At 68.0% G+C, this 19,445-nt stretch carries 19 protein-coding genes; 2 read left to right on the top strand and 17 right to left on the bottom strand.

Going from position 1 to position 19,445, the window contains the following annotated elements; genetic code table 11:
• Positions 1-129 precede the first annotated feature (129 nt).
• From hisIE to hisS, 11 genes are all read right to left on the bottom strand, one after another.
• Positions 130-750, bottom strand: a complete 621-nt coding sequence (hisIE, locus tag AC3ITW_RS09695; RefSeq protein ID WP_006363293.1) for a bifunctional phosphoribosyl-AMP cyclohydrolase/phosphoribosyl-ATP diphosphatase HisIE — start codon at positions 748-750, stop codon at positions 130-132.
• Positions 740-1,516: an imidazole glycerol phosphate synthase subunit HisF gene (gene hisF / locus AC3ITW_RS09690; protein WP_032969936.1), complete on the bottom strand. Its 777-nt coding sequence runs from the start codon at positions 1,514-1,516 to the stop codon at positions 740-742. Before hisF ends, hisIE begins: the two co-directional genes overlap by 11 nt.
• On the bottom strand, positions 1,510-2,244 hold the full coding sequence (gene hisA, locus AC3ITW_RS09685; RefSeq protein WP_012510886.1) for a 1-(5-phosphoribosyl)-5-[(5-phosphoribosylamino)methylideneamino]imidazole-4-carboxamide isomerase: 735 nt from the start codon (positions 2,242-2,244) through the stop codon (positions 1,510-1,512). Before hisA ends, hisF begins: the two co-directional genes overlap by 7 nt.
• A complete protein-coding gene (gene hisH, locus AC3ITW_RS09680) occupies positions 2,241-2,843 on the bottom strand; it encodes an imidazole glycerol phosphate synthase subunit HisH (protein WP_100468314.1) in 603 nt (200 codons plus the stop codon). The genes hisA and hisH overlap by 4 nt, the downstream gene beginning before the upstream one ends.
• The gene (gene hisB / locus AC3ITW_RS09675) at positions 2,840-3,913 is read right to left on the bottom strand and encodes a bifunctional histidinol-phosphatase/imidazoleglycerol-phosphate dehydratase HisB (RefSeq protein WP_006363222.1); all 1,074 of its coding nucleotides are present in this window, start codon (positions 3,911-3,913) and stop codon (positions 2,840-2,842) included. The genes hisH and hisB overlap by 4 nt, the downstream gene beginning before the upstream one ends.
• On the bottom strand, positions 3,910-5,004 hold the full coding sequence (hisC, locus tag AC3ITW_RS09670; protein ID WP_012510884.1) for a histidinol-phosphate transaminase: 1,095 nt from the start codon (positions 5,002-5,004) through the stop codon (positions 3,910-3,912). Before hisC ends, hisB begins: the two co-directional genes overlap by 4 nt.
• On the bottom strand, positions 5,001-6,296 hold the full coding sequence (gene hisD, locus AC3ITW_RS09665) for a histidinol dehydrogenase (protein ID WP_006363219.1): 1,296 nt from the start codon (positions 6,294-6,296) through the stop codon (positions 5,001-5,003). Before hisD ends, hisC begins: the two co-directional genes overlap by 4 nt.
• Complete coding sequence (gene hisG, locus AC3ITW_RS09660; protein WP_012510883.1) at positions 6,293-7,204, bottom strand: ATP phosphoribosyltransferase; 912 nt, start codon at positions 7,202-7,204, stop codon at positions 6,293-6,295. The genes hisD and hisG overlap by 4 nt, the downstream gene beginning before the upstream one ends.
• A gap of 34 nt (positions 7,205-7,238) precedes the next feature.
• Entirely contained in the window at positions 7,239-7,547 is a 309-nt protein-coding gene (locus AC3ITW_RS09655) for a YerC/YecD family TrpR-related protein (protein ID WP_006363215.1), read from the bottom strand.
• 401 nt (positions 7,548-7,948) lie between these two features.
• Positions 7,949-8,215 carry a hypothetical protein gene (locus AC3ITW_RS09650; RefSeq protein ID WP_229298197.1) on the bottom strand — a complete coding sequence of 89 codons (267 nt, stop codon included), beginning with the start codon at positions 8,213-8,215 and terminating at the stop codon, positions 7,949-7,951.
• 26 nt (positions 8,216-8,241) lie between these two features.
• Positions 8,242-9,639 carry a histidine--tRNA ligase gene (hisS, locus tag AC3ITW_RS09645; RefSeq protein WP_006363186.1) on the bottom strand — a complete coding sequence of 466 codons (1,398 nt, stop codon included), beginning with the start codon at positions 9,637-9,639 and terminating at the stop codon, positions 8,242-8,244.
• A 127-nt stretch (positions 9,640-9,766) separates the two neighbouring features.
• Here hisS and AC3ITW_RS09640 point away from each other — a divergent pair, with 127 nt between their 5' ends.
• Positions 9,767-10,519: a Crp/Fnr family transcriptional regulator gene (locus AC3ITW_RS09640; protein ID WP_006363184.1), complete on the top strand. Its 753-nt coding sequence runs from the start codon at positions 9,767-9,769 to the stop codon at positions 10,517-10,519.
• Between the two features lie 103 nt (positions 10,520-10,622).
• Here AC3ITW_RS09640 and thrC read toward each other — a convergent pair whose 3' ends face one another.
• The 5 genes from thrC to AC3ITW_RS09615 form a co-directional block, all read right to left on the bottom strand.
• Positions 10,623-11,909, bottom strand: coding sequence for a threonine synthase (gene thrC / locus AC3ITW_RS09635; RefSeq protein ID WP_489390282.1), 1,287 nt, complete (start codon positions 11,907-11,909; stop codon positions 10,623-10,625).
• Between the two features lie 29 nt (positions 11,910-11,938).
• Positions 11,939-12,853, bottom strand: a complete 915-nt coding sequence (locus tag AC3ITW_RS09630) for a homoserine kinase (protein WP_489390281.1) — start codon at positions 12,851-12,853, stop codon at positions 11,939-11,941.
• Positions 12,850-15,354: a bifunctional aspartate kinase/homoserine dehydrogenase I gene (thrA, locus tag AC3ITW_RS09625; protein ID WP_489390280.1), complete on the bottom strand. Its 2,505-nt coding sequence runs from the start codon at positions 15,352-15,354 to the stop codon at positions 12,850-12,852. The genes AC3ITW_RS09630 and thrA overlap by 4 nt, the downstream gene beginning before the upstream one ends.
• A gap of 357 nt (positions 15,355-15,711) precedes the next feature.
• Complete coding sequence (locus AC3ITW_RS09620; protein WP_153675478.1) at positions 15,712-16,662, bottom strand: DMT family transporter; 951 nt, start codon at positions 16,660-16,662, stop codon at positions 15,712-15,714.
• Positions 16,663-16,824: 162 nt separating this feature from the next.
• Positions 16,825-17,523 carry a helix-turn-helix domain-containing protein gene (locus AC3ITW_RS09615; RefSeq protein WP_489390279.1) on the bottom strand — a complete coding sequence of 233 codons (699 nt, stop codon included), beginning with the start codon at positions 17,521-17,523 and terminating at the stop codon, positions 16,825-16,827.
• Positions 17,524-17,604: 81 nt separating this feature from the next.
• Between AC3ITW_RS09615 and AC3ITW_RS09610 the strand changes: the two genes are divergently transcribed.
• Entirely contained in the window at positions 17,605-18,384 is a 780-nt protein-coding gene (locus tag AC3ITW_RS09610) for a DUF6491 family protein (protein ID WP_100468308.1), read from the top strand.
• Here AC3ITW_RS09610 and AC3ITW_RS09605 read toward each other — a convergent pair.
• A complete protein-coding gene (locus AC3ITW_RS09605; protein ID WP_100468307.1) occupies positions 18,381-19,433 on the bottom strand; it encodes a linear amide C-N hydrolase in 1,053 nt (350 codons plus the stop codon). The two genes, AC3ITW_RS09610 and AC3ITW_RS09605, sit on opposite strands and share 4 nt — an antisense overlap.
• Between the last annotated feature and the right edge of the window lie 12 nt (positions 19,434-19,445).

Genomic DNA, 19,445 nt, shown 5'->3' with positions numbered 1-19,445 from the left:
CTATTGTAGATTCCGTTGATGACATCGCGCACGCGGTGGCGCATTGCCGGTAGTGCCGGCCGCTGGCCGGCAACCTCATGATCGTCGGGCATCTGGTGGTTGCCGGCCAGCGGCCGGCACTACCGCAGCTCAACGATGGCGTTTTTCCAGTACCGCCCGCGCATCATCCAGCGACAAGCCGCGCGCGCGCAGCAGCACCAGCAGGTGATACAGCAGGTCCGAGGCCTCGCCCAGCAGCGCCTCGTCGTCCTGTGCCACCGCCGCCAGAGCCGTCTCCACGCCCTCCTCGCCCACCTTCTGTGCGATGCGGCGGATGCCGCCCTCGAACAGACTGGTGGTGTAGCTGCCTGGCGGGCGCTGCGCCTCGCGCACCGCCACCAGCTGGCCCAACCCACCCAGGAAGTCCTTCGGCGCCTGGTCGAAACAGCTCTCGGCGCCGGTGTGGCAGGTTGGCCCCGCCGGGCGTGCCATCACCAGCAACGTGTCGGCATCGCAGTCGACACTGATCGACTGCACCACCAGCACGTTGCCGGACTGCTCGCCCTTGGTCCACAACCGCTGCTTGCTGCGGCTGAAGAAGGTCATGTGACCGATGGCCAGCGTGGCCGCCAGCGACTCGGCACTGACATAGCCCAGCATCAACACCTGCAGGGTGTCGGCATCCTGCACCACCGCCGGCAACAGGCCTTCGCCCTTGCCCCAGTCCAGCGCCTGCAGTGCATCCAGTGATGGCTTCACTTCAATAGACATCCCGCACCTCGATCTGCTGCCCGCGCAGGTAGCGCTTCAATTCCGGAATGGCGATGGCGCCGCTGTGGAACACACTGGCCGCCAGCACACCGTCGACGTCGGCCTGGTCGAAGGCCTCGGCGAAGTGTTCCATCGCACCGGCGCCACCGGAAGCGATCAGCGGCACCTGGCACAGGGCCCGCGCCTGCTGCAGCTGCACGACATCGTAGCCACGGCGTACGCCATCGCTGTCCATGCAGTTCAGCACGATCTCGCCTGCGCCACGCCGTTGTGCTTCGACGATCCAGTCCAGCGTGCGCAGCGGCACCGCCTGGGTCTTGTCCGGGTCGCCACTGAAACGACGCACCCGCCACTGGCCATCAGCCTCGCGCACCGAATCGACACCGACCACCACGCACTGCACGCCGAACTCGTCTGCCAGCTCGGTGATCAGTTCCGGGCGGCCCAGCGCCGGCGAATTGATCGACACCTTGTCGGCACCGGCGAACAGCACACGGCGCGCGGTTTCCACGCTGTCGATGCCACCGGCCACGCAGAACGGAATGTCGATCAGCCGTGCGATGCGCTCGATCCACGCCACGTCGACCGAACGCGCCTCGGGGCTGGCGCCGATGTCATAGAACACCAACTCGTCCGCCCCCTGGTCGCGATAGCGCTGCGCCAACTCGGCGATGTCGCCCATGTCGACGTGGTCGCGGAAGCGCACACCCTTGACCACGCGGCCGTCGCGCACGTCCAGGCAGGGAATGATGCGACGGCTCAACATGCCAGCGCCTCCGCCAGGTCCATGCGCTGCTCCAGCAGTGCCTTGCCGAGGATCGCGCCACCGCAGCCGGCGGCACGCGCCTCGGCCACATCGGCCACGTCACGGATGCCACCGGAGGCCTGCACCGCCACGCCCGGCAGCAGCGCCGACAGGTGCTGGTAGAGGCTGATGTTGGGCCCAGCCAGCATGCCGTCGCGGGCAATGTCGGTGCACAACAGGTGGCGCATACCCGCACGCGCATAGCGCCGGGCCAGATCATCCAGGGTCACGTCGGCGTTCTCGGTCCAGCCATGCACCGGCAATTGCCATTGGCCCTGCGCGTCCTGACGGGCATCCAGCGCGATGGTGATGCGCTCGGCGCCGAACTCCTCCAGCCAGCCGACCACTTCATCCGGACGACGCACCGCCAGTGAGCCGACCACCACACGGCCAGCGCCGGCATCGAGGATGCGCGCCACATCGTCACGGCCACGCACGCCGCCACCGGTCTGCACCTGCAGCGTGGTCTGCGCGCGGATCGACGACAGCAGCGGTGCCAGCGTGTAGCCCCCGGCGCGCGCGGCATCCAGGTCGACCAGGTGCATCCACTGCGCGCCCTGCGCGGCAAAGGCCTGCGTGCGCGGCAGCGGATCGTCGCCATAGGAGGTTTCCTGCGCGTAGTCGCCCTGGCGCAGCCGCACCACGCGGCCATCGCGGATATCCAGCGCGGGGTAGACGATGAAACTCATGCAGCAGTGCCCTCGAGGAAATTGCGCAGCATCAACGAACCGGTATCGCCGGAGCGCTCGGGATGGAACTGCGCGCCGAAGTAGCGCCCCTGCTCCACCACCGCGGTGAACAGGCCGCCGTGATCGCAGGCGGCTACCGTGTGGGCGTTGAGTGGTGCCGCATAGCTGTGCACGAAATAGGCGCTGGCGCGCTCCGGCACGCCCTGCAGCAGCAGCGATTCGCGCAATGGCAGCAACCGGTTCCAGCCCATGTGCGGCACGCGGATGCCACAGGCCGGTACCAGCTTGCGCACCACGCCGGGAATCAGTCCCAGCGCTTCTACGCCGGTCTCTTCGGAGCGCTCGAACAGCAGCTGCATGCCCAGACAGATGCCCATCAACGGCACTTCCAGCCGCTGCAATGGTTCCACCAGACCCTGCGCATGCAGGCGCTGCATGCCGGGACCGGCAGCGCCGACGCCGGGCAGGATCACCCGCTGCGCGCCAACCAGACTGTCGGCGTCGCGCACCAGCCGCACCGTTGCACCCAGGCGCTCCAATGCATAGCGCACCGAGCCCAGGTTGGCACCACCGGCATCGATCAGCGCGACGTCGCTCACAGTGCCCCCTTGGTGGTGGGAAGCGCCGTGCCCTGGCGGGCCAACGCCGGGCGCAATGCCCGCGCCAGTGCCTTGAAGCAGGCCTCGACCTTGTGGTGGTCGTTGTCGCCGCGCACCTGCAGGTTGAGGTTCAGGCCGCTGGCGTCGCACAGCGAACGGAAGAAGTGCGGTACCAGCTCGGTCGGCATGTCGCCCACGCGCTCGCGCTTGAACTCGCCCTCGAACACGAAATAGGGGCGGCCACTGAAGTCCAGCGCGGCACTGGCCAGGGTCTCATCCATCGGCAGGGTGAAACCGTAGCGGCCGATGCCGCGCTTGTCGCCAAGCGCCTCACGCAGTGCCTGGCCGAGTGCAAGCCCGGTGTCCTCGATGGTGTGGTGCTCGTCGATGTGCAGGTCGCCCTCGGCCTGGATGTCCAGCGCGAAGCCACCATGCTTGCCGATCTGCTCCAGCATGTGGTCGAAGAACGGCAGCCCGGTGTCGATGCGTGCATCACCGGCCCGATCCAGGTCCAGTTCGACGCGGATCTTCGTTTCCTTGGTATCGCGCTGGACCACCGCGATGCGCGGCGCATCGGCCAGCGCGTGGGCGATGCCCGGCCAGTCCCACTCGCCACCGAACTGCTCGGTGCGCAGCTGGAAACCGCGGATGTTGAGGTTCTCGGCAAACTGCAGGTCGGTGATGCGGTCGCCGACCATGCCCGAGCGCGCCCAGTCGATGCTGCGGTCCTGCAGGTAGGCGGTCATCAGGCCGATGCCCGGTTTGCGGGTCGGCGCGTTGTCCTGCGGCCAACTGCAGTCGATCAGCACGTCACGGAAGGTGATGCCCTGGCTCTCGAAGATCTGCAGCATCAGCTCGTTGGGGCCATCGAAGCTGGCGCGCGGGTAGCTGTCGCTGCCGAGGCCATCCTGGTTGGTGACGATCACGAACTGGTAGCCGGCATCCCGCAGCTTCAGCAGCGCCGGGATCACCTGCGGCACGAAGCGCAGCTTCTCGTAGGCGTCGATCTGGAAATCGGAAGGCTCCTCTATGAGGGTGCCGTCGCGGTCGATGAACAGGATCGGGGTCATGCTGCGGCCCTCCGCGCCGACAGGGCCGCAAGCACGCGGTCATTCTCTTCGGGGCTGCCGATACTGATGCGCAGCGCATCACCCAGCTGCGGCGCGGCGCGCTGATCGCGCACCACCACACCAGCAGCCAGCAGCGTATCGAACGCGGCCTGGGCATCGGCGAAGCGGACCAGCAGGTAGTTGCCGGCCGAGCGGTACACGCGACGAACGCCGGGCAGGCCCGGCAACGCCGCGAACAGGCGTTCGCGCTCGGCGATGACCGTCGCTACGCGCTCGGCGGTGCGTGCCAGCCCGGCCGGCTGCAGTGCCTGCACGGCCAGCTCCGCGCACGGGGTCGGCACCGGGTACGGCGCCTGGCAGCGGCGCAGCACGGCAATCAGCTCCGGAGCAGCGATCAGGCTGCCAATGCGGGCGGCCGCGAGTGCGTGCGCCTTCGACAGCGTGCGCAGCACCGCCAGGTTGGCATGCGCGGCCAGCAGCGTGGCCGCTGACGGGCGCTGCGCATACTCGACATAGGCCTCGTCCACCACCACCAGCGCCTGCCCACGCAGAGCAGTGGCCACGCGCTCGATCTCGTCCAGGGCGATGTCACTGCCGGCCGGGTTGGACGGTGCGCACAGGAACACCAGCTTGGCGTTGCGCGACTTTGCCGTATCGATCACAGCATCCAGATCGGCACGCAGGCCGTCTTCGGTATCCACCAGGGGCACTTCAATCAGTGCGGCGCCCTGCAGGCGCGCGCAGACCGCGTACATGCCAAACACCGGCGGCGTGACCAGCACGCCATCGCGGCCCGGCACGCACAGGGCACGCACCAGCAGATCAATGGCTTCGTCGCTGCCACGACCGATCAGCAGCTGCGGCGGCGTCACGCCGTACAGCGCCGCCAGGCCCTCGCGCAATGCCAACGGCTGCGGTTCCGGATAGCGCCGGCTGTTGCCCGCCGCATCAGCCGGATTGGCCCAGGCCGATTCGTTGGCATTCAACCAGACCTCGCCCTGCACCGCCGCGCTGCGCGCCGAACTGTAGCCGGCAAAGGCCTGCAGATCGGGGCGCACCAGCGCCAGCACATCATCGATATCCGCGTTCATGCCGCCGCCTCCATGCGAAGCGCAACCGCACGCTCATGCGCATCCAGGCCTTCGGCGCTGGCGATGATGCGCGCGCAGCCGCCAATCGCCGCCAGGCCGGCAGCGCTGGCGCTCTGCACGCTGATCAGGTTCTGGAAGCTGGCCACGCTGACGCCGCTGTAGGCGCGCGCGGCACCGGCCGTCGGCAGCACGTGGTTGGTGCCGCTGCAGTAGTCGCCCAGCGCTTCGGGGGTGTAGTCGCCAAGGAAGACTGAGCCGGCGGCCTGCACCTGGCCGAGCCAGTCGCGCGGTTCACGCAGGGCCAGGATCAGGTGCTCGGGTGCATAACGGTTGCTGATGGCGAAGGCTTCAGGCAGCGCATCGACCTGGATCAGGCGCGACGCAGACAGCGCCTGACGTGCGATCTGCTGGCGCGGCAGCAAGGCGACCTGGCGCTCCACTTCGGCTTCCACTGCGGCCAGCATCGCCGCGTCGTCGGTCAACAGCAGGACCTGCGAATCCGGGCCGTGCTCGGCCTGCGACAGCAAGTCGGCCGCCACGAAAGCGGGATTGGCACCGGCGTCGGCAATGACCAGCACTTCCGACGGACCGGCCGGCATGTCGATGGCCGCCGCGCCGTCCTGTGCAATCTGCTGCTTGGCCTCGGTAACGAAGCTGTTGCCCGGTCCGAACAGCTTGTCACAGGCCGGAATGCTGGCGGTGCCGTAGGCCATCGCCGCGATTGCCTGCGCGCCGCCCAGCTTGAACACGCGCTGCACTCCGGTCAGGCGCGCGGCCACCAGCACTGCAGGATCGGCACTGCCGTCGGCGCGCGGCGGCGTGCACAGCACCACCTGCGGGCAGCCGGCCAGCTGTGCCGGTACGCCCAGCATCAACGCGGTGGACGGCAGCGGCGCACTGCCGGCCGGTACGTACAGACCCACCCGGCCGATCGGACGCAGCATGCGTTCGCAGACCACGCCCGGTGCGGTTTCCACCGCATAGCCTTTGCCCATACCGGCGGCGTGGAAGCGCGCGATGCGTTCTGCGGCTTCGACCATCGCCTGCCGCAATTCGGCCGGCACCGCTGCGTCGGCAGCGGCGAATTCGGCTTCGGAAACTTCGAACGAGGCCAGCTCGACACCATCGAAGCGCGCGGTGATTGCACGTAGCGCATCGTCGCCCTGTGCACGCACCTGTGCAATCAGCGCAGCCACGGCGTCACGGGTCTGCTGCGCGACGGTCTGCACCGGGCGGGTCAGTGCCGCGCTGCGCGCGGCCTCATCAAGTCGGGACCATATCAGACGGTTCATGCCAGCGATCGCTCCACACTCAGCACCATCAGGCCCTGCGCACCCGCGCGCTCCAGCTCTTCCATGCGCTGCCAGCTCAACGGGCCAGGGCACATGGTCTGCAGACGTAGTGCGCCGCCATCGGCCGGCAAACGCACCAGCGGTTCGGCATCGACCAGCAACTGTGCCAATGCATCGACACGGTCTTCGCTGGCGCGGAACATCAGCAGCTTGCGGTCCTGGCGCTGCACCACGCCATCAAGACGGCGCAGCAGCATGCTGCGCAGCGCGCCACGGGCATCGTCCGGCGCGCGCACCGCGCCGGCCAGTACTGCTTCGCTGTCCAGCAGGTTGTGCACCGGTGCCAACTGGTTCGCACGCAGCGTGGCACCGCTGGAGACCAGGTCGCAGATCAGATCCGCAGTGCCCAGACGCGGTGCGATCTCGACCGAGCCAGACAGTTCGACTACCTGCGCGTCCACGCCCTGCTCCGCCAGCCACTGCTTGAGGATGGCCGGGTAGCTGGTGGCGATGCGGGTGCCGGCCAGCTGGGCCGGGCCTTGCCACTGCCATTCCTCGGGCACCGCCAGCATCAGCCGGCACTGGCCGAAGCCCAGCCCGCGCAACGCCTGGTAGGCATCCGGCAGGCCGATCTGGCGGCGCGCGGCGGCCTGTTCGTCCAGCTCATTGCGGCCGACGATGCCGAGGTCGCAGACGCCATCGGCAATCAGGCCGGGAATGTCGTCGTCGCGCACCAGCAGCAGGTCCACCGGCAGCGATTCGCCGTAGCAGAACAGCTTGTCGCGGCTCTCGCGCCAGCTCAGGCCGCAGGCGCTGAGCAGGTTGCGGGCGGGTTCGGCCAGCCGGCCACTCTTCTGGATGGCGATACGCAACCGGTCACGTGCCGGCGCTGCCTGGGTTGCACTCATGGGGGAGGTCTCGAAGTTCGGAACGGGGCGCGGATCAGCGCGAAGCAAGGCGGTCGATGGCGGCGGCATAGCCTCGATGGCCATGCTCGAGCGTGCGTGCCACCCGTCCGGTGGTGGTCACGCTGACGCCGGTGCGCTCGTGGATCTCGCGGTACGGCACGCCCTGCTGCAGCAGCGGCACCACTTTCCAGCGGTCGGCCATGGCTTCCAGCTCGGCCGGGGTGCACAGGTCGCGCAGGAAGGCCTCGACCTGTTCCGGCTCGCGCAGTGCGGCAAAGGCCTCGGCCAGGGCTTCCAGGTCGGCCTTCGGGTCTTTGGCGGTGATATCGGGACGGGCTTTCACAGGCAGGGCTCTTGCATCAATGTAATAGCGCGCTAGTACATTAACGCATTCTTGCGCAGTGCGTCAAATCGAGGATTGAGGGGGCGGCAGGGCTGCAGCCCTGCACCCGCTAAGAGCCAGAGCAAAAGCTGGTTTCCTGAGCGTTGGCGGGGCGGGTCCGGTTGAGGGAGACGCTGCAAGTACGTCCATGTAAGCTCGGTCGCGCCATCCATGGCGCTCACGCCCCCTCAACCGGACCCGCCCCGCCTTCGACAGTTGGCCGTGATCTGTCAGAACGGCATGGATCGGATTGGAACCGGCTTTTGTAGAGTCGAGCCATGCTCGACTGCTCTTGGTCCACAAACGCAAAACGCCCACCAAAGGGCGGGCGTTATGCTTTCAAATCAACAACCTGGCCAGACTCAGGGCAGGCAACGCACCTCAGCCTGCAGCGCTCCGCGCCGCAGGCATTCGCCGAACAGGCTGCCCTGCCGGCTCGGCAGGGGCTGGATACTCTCCAACGCCCCTGCACCCGCCGGGCACTTCCGTGCCGCCAGGACCTGCAGGTCACCCTCCAGCTGCGCACGGTCGACCACGTGGCAGCGATCAACCTGCAGCCGGTACTGCGTCGGACCCAGCCGGGCACTGCGCAGCACCGGGTCACTCTGGCAGCCCGCCAGCAGGAGCACGCTCAGCACTCCTGCGGCGGCACGCATCACACCATCGCCCTGGACTGCTCCAGCTCCACCAGCAGGGTGCTGGCCAGCTCGTCGCGCGACACTTCGAACTGCTGTTCGCGCAGCAGGTCCTTCACTGCCACCACGCCGCGCGCCAGTTCATCCTCACCCGCCAGCACCACGAAGCGGATGCCAGCCTTGGCCGCGTACTGGAACTGCTTGCCGATCTTCTTCGGCTCCATCTGCACTTCGGTGTTGATGCCACCGGCGCGCAGGCGGCGCGCGATGTCCAGCGACTGCGGCATGCCCTGCTCGTCCATCAGCGCCACCAGCGCCTGCACGCTGCTGGCTTCGATGCCGTCGATCAGGCCGGCCTCGCGCAGCTGCCAGAACAGGCGCGACAGGCCGATGGAGATACCGACGCCCGGCAGCTTCGACTTGCTGTAGTGGCTGGCCAGGTCTTCGTAGCGGCCGCCCGAGCAGATCGAGCCGATCTGCGGGTGGTCGGTCAGCGTGGTCTCGTACACGGTACCGGTGTAGTAATCCAGGCCGCGCGCGATGGAGAAGTTCAGGCAGTACGCGGTTTCCGGCACGCCCAGCGCCTGCACCAGCTGCAGCACTTCGCGCAGTTCGGCCACGCCGGCACGCAGGGTTTCCGACGATTCCGCCGCCGCTTCCAGCGCGGCCAGCTGCGCCAGCGCATCGTCGTGGCCCTTCGAACGCACGGCGACGAAGGCCAGGATCTTCTCGACCTGTTCGGCCGGAATCCCGAAGCCCTCGCCAACCAGCGTCTCGCGCACGTAGTCGGCGCCGCGCTTGTCCAGCTTGTCCACTTCGCGCAGCACCGCCAGCTGGCGTTCGCCTTCGGCCACGCCCAGGCTCTCGAAGTAACCACGCAGCAGATTGCGGTTGTTCAGCTGGATGCTGAAATCACCGATGCGCAGCTCCGAGAACACCGCATGGATGACCGCCAGCACTTCGGCGTCGTAACGCACGCTCAGGCTGTCCTTGCCGATCACATCGATGTCGCACTGGTAGAACTCGCGGAAACGACCGCGCTGCGCACGCTCGCCGCGGTACACGCGCTGCATCTGGTAGCGACGGAACGGGAAGGTCAGTTCGTGTTCGTGCTCGGCCACGTAGCGCGCCAGCGGCACGGTGAGGTCGAAGCGCAGCGCCATTTCCGGCAGTGAACGGTCGCCCGATTCGGCCGCATTGGCCAGCGCGCCGGTGGACTGCACGAAATACACCTGGCGCTCGGTCTCGCCACCGGACTTGGTCAGCAGCACATCGGACAGCTCGAACACCGGCGTCTCCACCGGCAGGAACCCGAAGCGCTCGTAATTGCGGCGGATCACGTCCAGCATGCGCTGGAACGCGATCTGCTCGCGCGGCAGCAGTTCAAGGGTGCCGGGCGGGGTACGGGGCTTGATCACGGGCGGAACTCCTGCTGGAACGGGACGTGGGAGGGGGCGACATTCTAGCGCCCCCGCCTCGGGCAGGGTCGAACGCCCGCTTGAAGTATCATAAGGCCCTCCCCGACCGCGATACGCCCCCCGCAACATGTCACGGCCTTCCGGCGCTCCGCCCGCCACCAATGACTCCGCCGCGCCGTCCTGCGTCACGCAGGACTGCCTGCACTGCTCGGTTCGCCACCTGGCGGTCTGCTCGGCGCTGTCGCCCGATGAAGTACAGGCGCTGGAACAGGTCACCGTTTCGCAGCAGGTGACGATGGGCAGTACCCTGGCCCGCACCGGTGAAGAACGCCAGCATGTCTATACATTGACCGGCGGCGCGCTGCGCCTGGTGCGCACCCTGGCCGATGGCCGCCGCCAGATCAACGGTTTCGTGCTGCCCGGCGATTACCTGGGCCTGAGCGGCAGCGACCACCACCGCTACGATATCGAAGCCATCGCCGACAGCCGCGTGTGCCGCGTCGCGCTGCCGCAGATGAAGGCGCTGCGCAGCCGCTACCCGCACCTGGAGCGCAAGCTGCTGCAGCGCGCCTGCCAGGAACTGGACGCCGCACAGGATGCCGCACTGGCGCTGGCACGCCTGCAGCCGGCCGAGAAGCTGGCCGATTTCCTGCTGCGACTGGCCGCACGCGAGGCCAAGCTAGGTGGCGACGGCCTGCGCGTATCGCTGCCGATGGGCCGCGGCGATATTGCCGACCATCTGGGCCTGACCATGGAAACGGTCAGCCGCACCTTCACCAAGCTGCGCCAACAGGAGCTGATCGCCCTGCCCCACCTGAACGTGGTGGAGATCCTCGACGAGGATGGGCTGCGCACGCTGGCCGGTGAAGGGTTGATCTGACCGTATCGCGGTCCGTGGGGTTGCCGGCCAGCGGCCGGCACTACCCGAATTGCATTCCCCCGGTAGTGCCGGCCGCTGGCCGGCAACCGTACCCATCTCCGGGTCAGCGCAGCAGCACCTCACGCAACGCCGCATAATCGGCCGCCAATGGCTCGGCGTGCGCCGGTCGCTGCAGCAACGCATCCAGCGCAGGCGGCACCGCCACCGCCTCGCCGATCAACGGCTCGACCACGGCTTCGAACTTGGCCGGATGCGCGGTGGCCACTACCGCCCAGTCCCCCTTGGCACCGCCACTGCGCAGATCCTGCAGCACCTTCACTGCGGTGGCCGTGTGCGGGCAGAACAGCTCGCCATGGCTGGCATGCTCAGCCGCAATCGTCGCGCGGATGGTCACGTCATCTACCGCAAACGCACGGAACGCAGCGCGCAGCTCGGCATCATCTCCGTGGTAGAGCCAGCGCAGGCGCTCGAAGTTGCTGGGTGCCCCCACGTCCATCGCGTTGGCCACGGTGGCAACACTGGCCTGCGGCTGATAGTCGTCGCCATTGAAGTAGGCCGGCAGTACGGCATTGGCATTGGTGGCCAGCACGATCTGCCCGATCGGCACGCCCAGCGCGCGCGCCAGCACTGCCGCCATTGCGTTGCCGAGGTTGCCGGTGGGCACCACCAGGTTGAGCCGGCGTCGATGTGCGGCATGATGGGTCAACGCCGCATGCGCGTAGTAGCTCATCTGCGGCAGCAGGCGGCCCAGGCTGATGCTGTTGGCCGAACTCAACGGCACCTGTGCCTGCAGCTCGCGGTCGGCCAGCGCCTGCTTGACCATGGCCTGGCAGTCGTCGAACGAACCGGCCACGCGCAGTGCCTGGATGTTGTCACCGAAGCAACCGAGCTGATGCGCCTGTCGCGGCGACACGCGCCCGTCGGGATACAGCACCACCACGCGCACGCCGGGCTGGCGATGGAAGGCCGCGGCCACTGCTGCGCCGGTATCGCCGGAGGTGGCGACGACAATCGTCAGATCGCGGTCCTTGCCGGCCTGCAACTGCGACAGCGTACCGGCCAGGAATCGCGCGCCGATGTCCTTGAACGCCGCGGTCGGTCCATGGAACAGCTCCAGCACGTGGTCACCATCGCCGAGAGCGCGCAGCGGGACCGGGAAGTCGAAGGCCTCGCGGCAGATCGACGGCAGCGCGCCTTCCAGCGCATCGCCGGCAAAGAACGGCGCCAGCAGATCAGCGGCGGTATCGGCAAGGGTTGCACCGGCCTGCATTTCACGAGGTGCAGGCAGAACCTCGGGCACATACAGCCCGCCATCGGGCGCCAATCCTGCGGCGATTGCCGCACTGAGGCCGACAGCAGGTGACTGGCCACGGGTCGAAACGAAATGCATGGGCAAGGTATCCAGTAGAGGGGAAGGATTCAGCACAGGCCCGCTCCCGGTGCGTCCAGCGGCGACACCCAGGCATCGCTGTCAAAGCCGGCCGCTGCAAATGCTGCGCGCACCGGCGCCGCTGCGGCATGGGCCTGGTCGGCATCCTCGAACCAGGCGAACACGCTGGGTCCTGCACCTGAGATGCCCGCGCCCATCGCATGGGCCGACAGCGCTGCGTCGCGTGCTGCTTCGAAACCGATAATCAGTCCGGCGCGGCGCGGCTCCACCAGAACGTCGCGCAGGCCCGCACGCACCAGCGAGGCATCGCTGCGATGGCAGCCACTCAGGACCAGCGCAAGATTGGCACTCTGTGCGACGAACTCACCCAACGCATAGCTGCCCTGCAGCGCCTGGCGTGCACGGCGCGTTTCCAGCACTGCATGCGGATGCACCAGAAGGCTGTGCCAGCTGGCCGGCACCGGAACCGGCAGCAGGCGATCAGCGGTGCACAACGCCAAGCCGCCCAGCAGCAGCGGGCCGACGTTGTCACCGTGGCGACCGCCACTGGCCACCGCCTCGCCGTCCAGCGCAAACGGGTACAACGCCTCGCGCGCCAGCGGTGCGTCCAGCAGTGCATTGGCAGCGACCAGCGCTGCAACGCTCGACGCCGCCGAACCGCCCATGCCGGAGCCAAACGGAATGCCCTTGTCGATCTCGACCGCGAAGCCGAAGTCCAGACCCAGCCCTTCGCGCAACGACATGAGCGCGGCCCCTGCGGTATTGCCGGCAGCGTCCAGCGGCAGCTCGACCGCACTGCCACGGATTGCCTCGATCCGCACCACCGGTTCATCGATGCGACGCACGCTCACGGTATCGCCGACACCGGCAATGGCATGGCCGAGAATATCGAAGCCCACCGCCACGTTGGCCACCGAGGCCGGTGCGAACGCACGTGCGATCACAGCCGCGCTCCTTCGCCGGCGGCCACCCGCAGCAGGTCGGCGAACACGCCTGCGGCGGTGACTTCCGGGCCGGCGCCTGGTCCCTGCACCACCAGCGGGTTGTCGCAGTAACGGCGGGTACGGAACTGCACCACGTTGTCGGTCAGCCGCAGATTGGCGAACGCATGCTCGATGGGCAGTTCCTGCAGGCCGACCGAGGCACCGTCGGCACCCAGCCGCGCCACGTAGCGCAACACCGCACCGCGCTGCCGTGCGTCCTGCAGGCGCTGCAACAGGCTGGCATCGGACTCGCCCAGGCGCGCCATGAAATCATCCACGCCGCCCTCGCGCAGCAGCGCTGGCACCAGGCTTTCCACCTCGACCTGTTCCAGGCTCAGCGGATGACCGGCTTCGCGGGCCAGGATCACCAGCTTGCGCGCGACATCGATGCCGGACAGATCGTCACGCGGATCCGGCTCGGTGTAGCCCATCGAACGCGCCTGCGCGACCAAGGCCGAGAACGGCTGGCTGCCGTCGTAACGGTTGAACAGCCAGGCCAGCGTGCCGGAGAAGATGCCTTCGATGGCCAGCACCTCGTCGCCGGTATCGACCAGGTCGCGCAGCGTGGTGATCACCGGCAGCCCGGCGCCGACCGTGGCTTCGTAGCGGAAACGCGCACCGCTGGCAGCGGCGGCAGCGCGGATGCGCTGATAGCGCGCCAGCGGACCGGCACCGGCCTGTTTGTTCGGGGTGACCACGTGGATGCCGGCGGCCAGCCAGCCCTCGTAGCGCTCGGCCACCTCGGCACTGCCACTGCAATCGATCACCACCGCGTGCGGCAGGTGCGCGGCCAGCAGGTGCTCGGTGAAACGGTCCAGGTCACTGGCCTCGCCCGCCTGCTGCAGTGCCTGCCGCCAATCGGCATGCAGGCCATCAGCCTCCAGCCGCATGCGCGAACGCGAGGCCAGCGCGCGCAGGCGCAGGTCGACATTGGCCTTGGCCAGCAGCTGCGGGCGCGCCGACAGCAACTGGTCCAGCAGTGCGGCACCGACATTGCCCGGCCCGATCACACCCACCGCAAACGTCTGCGGCGACAGCCAGAAGCCGGCATGTGCGGCGCGCAGCGCACGGGTGGCATCGGCACTGTCCACCGCCACCGAGATGTTGCGTTCCGACGAGCCCTGCGCGATCGCCAGGATGTTCACCTGCGCCCGGCCGAGGGCCTCGAACAGGCGCGCGGCGACGCCGGGCTGGCCCGCCATGCCGTCGCCCACCGCCGCCAGCACGCTGACACCGTCGCTGACCTGCACACGCTGCACGTGGCCGACCGAGAGTTCATGCGCGAATGCCTGCAGCAGCGCCTCACGACCGCGAGCGGCTTCGGCCGCACGCACCACGCAGCAGATCGAATGTTCGGACGACCCCTGCGAGATCATCACCACTGAGACCTGCGCCTGGCGCAGTGCCGCAAAAACGCGTTCGGCGGTGCCGGGGACGCCGATCAGGCCGGTACCCTCCAGGTTGAGCAGGGCCAGTCCGGGACTCAGGGTCAGGCCTTTCACGGGCCCGCGCGGCGAGCGCTCGGCACTGATGCGCGTACCCGGATGCGCCGGCTGGAAGGTGTTGCGGATGAAAATCGGCAAGCCAAGGCGGATCGCCGGCGACATCGTCTGCGGGTGCACCACCTTGGCGCCGAAATAGGCCAGCTCGCAGGCTTCGTCGTAGCTCAGTGATTCCAGCTGCACCGCTTCCGGGACCAGCCGCGGGTCCGCCGACAGCACGCCGTCGACGTCGGTCCAGATGTGCAGTTGGTCGGCGTTGAACAGTGCCGCGAAGATCGCGCCGGAGTAGTCGCTGCCATTGCGGCCGAGCGTGGTGATGCGATCGTGGCGGTCACGGGCAACGAAACCGGTGGCGACCAGGCGCGACTGCGGATGCTGCAGGCGCCATCTGGCCAGGCGATCGGCACTGGCTTCCCAGTCGACGTCGACACCCAGCTCGCCGTGCGCGACCACCAGCACGTCGCGCGCATCAAGCACCGCGCAGTCTTCACCCAGCGCGCGCAGGTGGGTACCGAGCAGCTGCGCGGAGAACACTTCGCCCAGGCCCTGCACGCGATCGAGTACCTCGCGCGGCAGTTCGCCGATCACCGCCAGTGCCGCCAGCACGTCGGCCAGCTGATCGAAACGCACGTCAATCCATTCCACGGTCTCGCCCACCTGCTCGCCGAGCAGGGCCACCGCCGCGCCACGATGGCGGGCGCGCAGGGCATGCCAGGCCTCGCGCCAGCCTTCGTCACCCTTTGCCGCCATCTGGGCCAGTTCGATCAGCGCGTCGGTGACGCCCTTCATCGCCGAGACAACGGCGACCTGCAGCGATTCGGGGCGGGCGAGCAGCAGGCCAGCAACATGGCGGTAGCGCTCGGCGTCGGCCACCGAGGTGCCACCGAACTTGTGCACGACAGTGGACGGCGCAGCCAGATCGGACGGAGCAGCGAGATGGGCGGGGGCGTGGGAAGACATGCAGACCTCGGTAGGAGGCCCCGTCGCATGCAGGTGTCGAGTTTCCCCGTCACCTGTATGGTGCGGGGCCGTGGTTTTCGGGAGTTACACGAAGACGACGGGCCGCACCAGGGCAGTGGTGACGGTGGTGGTGGTAATGGTGGTGGTGGCGACCGGCGCAGTTGAACGGCCCGCGGTGGCAGGGGCGATCAGGCTGGCGTGGGCGGCATCAAGAACCATGACGCACAGAAAACACCGGCCGCCGGGGTGCTGTCAAGTGCTGCGATGCAAAAAACCGCTGCAGCGATCATCGGCCATCGTGCCGCCATTTGGTTGCATCTGTGACAAAACCGGCATCAGCGCGCTTGACGACGGCATTCAGCCGGCATGTTCGGCGATCGCCCGTGGTGTGCGGTGGGCGTGCGCACACAGCATCACGCCTGCCACCAGGAACACGATCGCCAGCGCTTCAAGAAGGCTCGGCCAGCGCTGCTGCCAGGCGAATGCGTAGAGCAGCGCGAACAGGGTTTCGAACACGATCATCTGACCGGTCAGGGTCAACGGCAGCAGGCGGCTGGCGCGGTTCCAGAATGCATTGCCAAGGATCGAGGCCACCACCGCCACGCCGGCACTGATCGCCCAGAAACCACCCCATTGCGCTGACGTGTGGCTGCCGGTGTGGCCGATGAACGCCATCGGCACCAGCAGCAGGGCCAGGCCGCCAGTGGTGACGCCGGTCAGCAGTGACCAGTCGTGGCTGGACAGATCGGAACGGCGCGCCAGCCAGCGGCTGTTGCCGATCGAGTACAGCGCCCAGGAGAACAGCGCACCAAACGCGCACAGCAGGCCGATCAGGCGCTGCCGCCAGGGCGTTGCCAGATGCTCGGACATCAGTGCTTCCCAGCCAACCAGCGCCACGCCCAGCACGCACAGCCCCAGTGCCGGCAACAGCTGCTTCAACGGCACCGCGCCCTGCTCGCGCACGCCAACCAGCGTCACAACCACCGGAATCAGGCCGACAATCAACGACGCCGCCGCACCTCCGGCCCACTGCACGGCCGTGGCCAGCAGCAGGAAGTACACCAGGTTGCCGGCCAGGCTCAGCCACAGCAGACCGATCCACTCGGCACGACCCAACCGCGGGGCCAATCGCTTCCAGCGCGGCAGCAGCAGTACCACGGCGATCAAGCCGTAGACCAGGTAGCGGCCGGCTGACAGTTGCAGGGCGTTGAACGACTGCAGCACGGCGGGCGCGAGGAAGACTACGCCCCACAGCGCGCCGGCGGCAACGCCATTGGCGATGCCCAGGGCCATCGGGTTGTTGCGCATTTCGGGTTCTTGGGGGGGGGAGAACAGGCTGCGCAGTGTAAGCGGTGGCCAGCGGGGCGCTCTTGACCGAGGCTACTGCCCTCCCGCCCATGTAGAGTCGAGCCATGCTCGACTGCCGCTCGCGAGGTGGCCGGTGCAGAAGCAGTCGAGCATGGCTCGACGCTACAGTCCGGCGCCCCTGCGCCACGCGGCCGGGGTCTGCCCACACTCACGACGCAGCGCGCGGGTCAGTGCGCTCTGCTCGGAATAGCCTGCGGCCAGCGCGATATCGCTGATCGGCGCGGCGCTCGTACGCAGCTGGTGCTTGGCCCAGCGTAGCCGGCACGCACTGAGCCAGGCCTGCGGACTGAGCCCGAACTCACGCTGGAACAGCGCGTGCAAGCGGCTCTCGCTGACCCCGACAGACGCGGCCATGCGCGCCACCGGCCACGCCTGGCCCGGATCGGCCTGCACTGCCGCACACAGCCCCTGCATGCGCGCGCCACTGCCGGCCGGTGCAAATACCTGCAGCAGCTGCGGCAGCAGGGCCGGCATCGGCTGGCCGCCCTGCACACCCGCCAAGCGGTGCCGGAGCGCCAGCGGCAGGTGCAGCCAGCGCTGCCGGCGCAGGTGCTCCTGCGTGCCGTCATCAAGCACGCCCGGGGGGCAATCGACGATCACGAAACCGTTCGGGCCATCGGCCATCTGGTCATGCGCTTCACCAGCAGCCACGAAAGCGCCCTGCAGCAGGTCCAGGCGACCACCGCGGCCTTCCATTTCGAACTGCAGTTCGCCCTGTAGCGGCAGCACCCACTGCGCATAGTCATGGCGGTCCAGGCCGGTGGCCTGTCCGTAGTGCCGCAGGTGGAAGATGGCGCCCATCCGGGCAGTGTGCGCGTGTAACAACGGCCGTGCAAACCGCTGCTATAGTCGGGCCGTCATCCAACGCAGGGAGTGCAGGCCATGACCCATCAACATGTCTTTGTGGTGCTGGCCGCCGGCCTCGGCCTGGCGCTCGCCACCTCGGTATCGGCACAGGAACGCACCCCGCCGGCCCCGCACTGCATGGATGCGGTCGGCGTGCAGGAAGTGGAACAGGCATCGCCGCGCTCGATCGCATTGCGCGCCGCCTCCGGCCAGGCCTATCGCATCGATTTCAGCGAGGATTGCCCCGGTGTCCGCGGTGCCACCACGCTGAAACTGGAAGCGCCGGCTGGCTGGGCCTGCGGTCGTCCCAGCGAACGCGTCGTGGTCGATGGCCGCAGCTGTGCGGTCAGCGCGGTTACCCCGGTGCAGGATCGCGACTACGCCAGCGTCGCCCGCAACAGTGACCGCCTGCGCACGGCCACGCTGCCCACCCTGACCATCAGCGAACGCAAGGACGTCCGCCGCAGCTTCGGCGGGTCACCGTCCTACTGCTTCGCCACCCGCAACGTCCGTGCCTGGTCGTCCGACCCGCAGGGCATGCTGGTGGAGACCAATCCGCTTCGCAATGGCGGCCATCGCTACTACCGCGTCGAACTCGGCGGCCACTGCCGTCAGCTCGACCGCGCGCCGCAGCTCAGCTTCCGCTCCGGCATGCAGAACGGGCTGATCTGCGGCAACCCCGGCGATCGCATCCTCACCGCCGATTTCGAGAACGGCGACCTGCGCAACGATGCCCTGGCGCCGCTGCCGCAATACACCCGCGGCAGCTGCACGATCCAGGCGGTCTATCCGGCCTCCAGCCAGGCGTCGAACTAACTTTCGACGCCGAGGAAGGTGAACGGCGCGCTGGGCACGAAGTGGCCGAGTGCGTCGCCGGCGAACGTGTTGCGCTGGTCCTTGCCGAGCTCGAGCTTGAGCACCTGGCCGCCGAAATCGACCTTGTTCAGATCCACCCAGAACGTGTTCGGGGTCAACGCCGATTCGAAGAAGTACAGCCGCCGCTTGTGGTCGGCCACGGTGCGCCAGCGCGTGGACGAGATGTTCGGCTCGCCCGGGGTGGTGATGCCGTACGGCACCGAGGTATTGCGGATCACGCTGAACACACTGGCCAGGGCCTCCACCGGGTCTTCCGCCTTGGGAATGGCATTGATGTAGAACGAAGCCCGCGCAAAGCGGTCGGACGAGCGGTTGGTGCCCGGCAGCATCACCGTGCCACCGATCTGCTGCCAGTAGCTGTTGAGTGCCAGCTGCTGCTCGAAGATCGGCGAGTTGGTCATCACCTGGTAGCGACGATCGTGATGGATCACCTGGCGGCCACCGATGTACTCGACGATAGCGCTGTCGCCACTCGCGTCGGACAGTGACAGATGCAGCGTCGCCTGGCGGTCTTCGCCGGGAACCTTGTCGGTGACGATCGAGTACGGCTCGCGCTTCAGCGCCGCCACCGCCTCTTCCACCGTTGCGAAATTGTCGAGCACGTACTGCGCCCACAGCGAGATGGACAGGCCGGGCTTGTTGCCGCGCTGCTGCGGGTACTCCGACTCCACCAGCCACAGCAGGTTGGCGACCAGGCCCTTCTCGTTCATGCCATCGGTGGTCGACACGTCGTAGCCGGTGGCCACCACGCTGCCGTAGCGCGCGGTCCACGCAAGCGATTTCGGGCCGGCCTGGCCGGTGCGCGCAATGCCGCGCGGCAGGACGTAGAGATTGGTCGCTACATCAACCTTCCAGTCCATCGAACGCGCGGTGATCACATCACCGTTGTCGCCCAGGTACACCGCGCGCGTGCAGGCCAGTGCCGGTGTGATCGCGGCGGCCAGCGCCATGGCCAGCATCGCCCTTCCCTTCCACTTCATCCGTGCCATATCACTACGCTC

This window comes from Stenotrophomonas sp. KH_052 (genome assembly GCF_057838755.1).
This window is presented reverse-complemented; position numbering and strand designations above follow the sequence as displayed.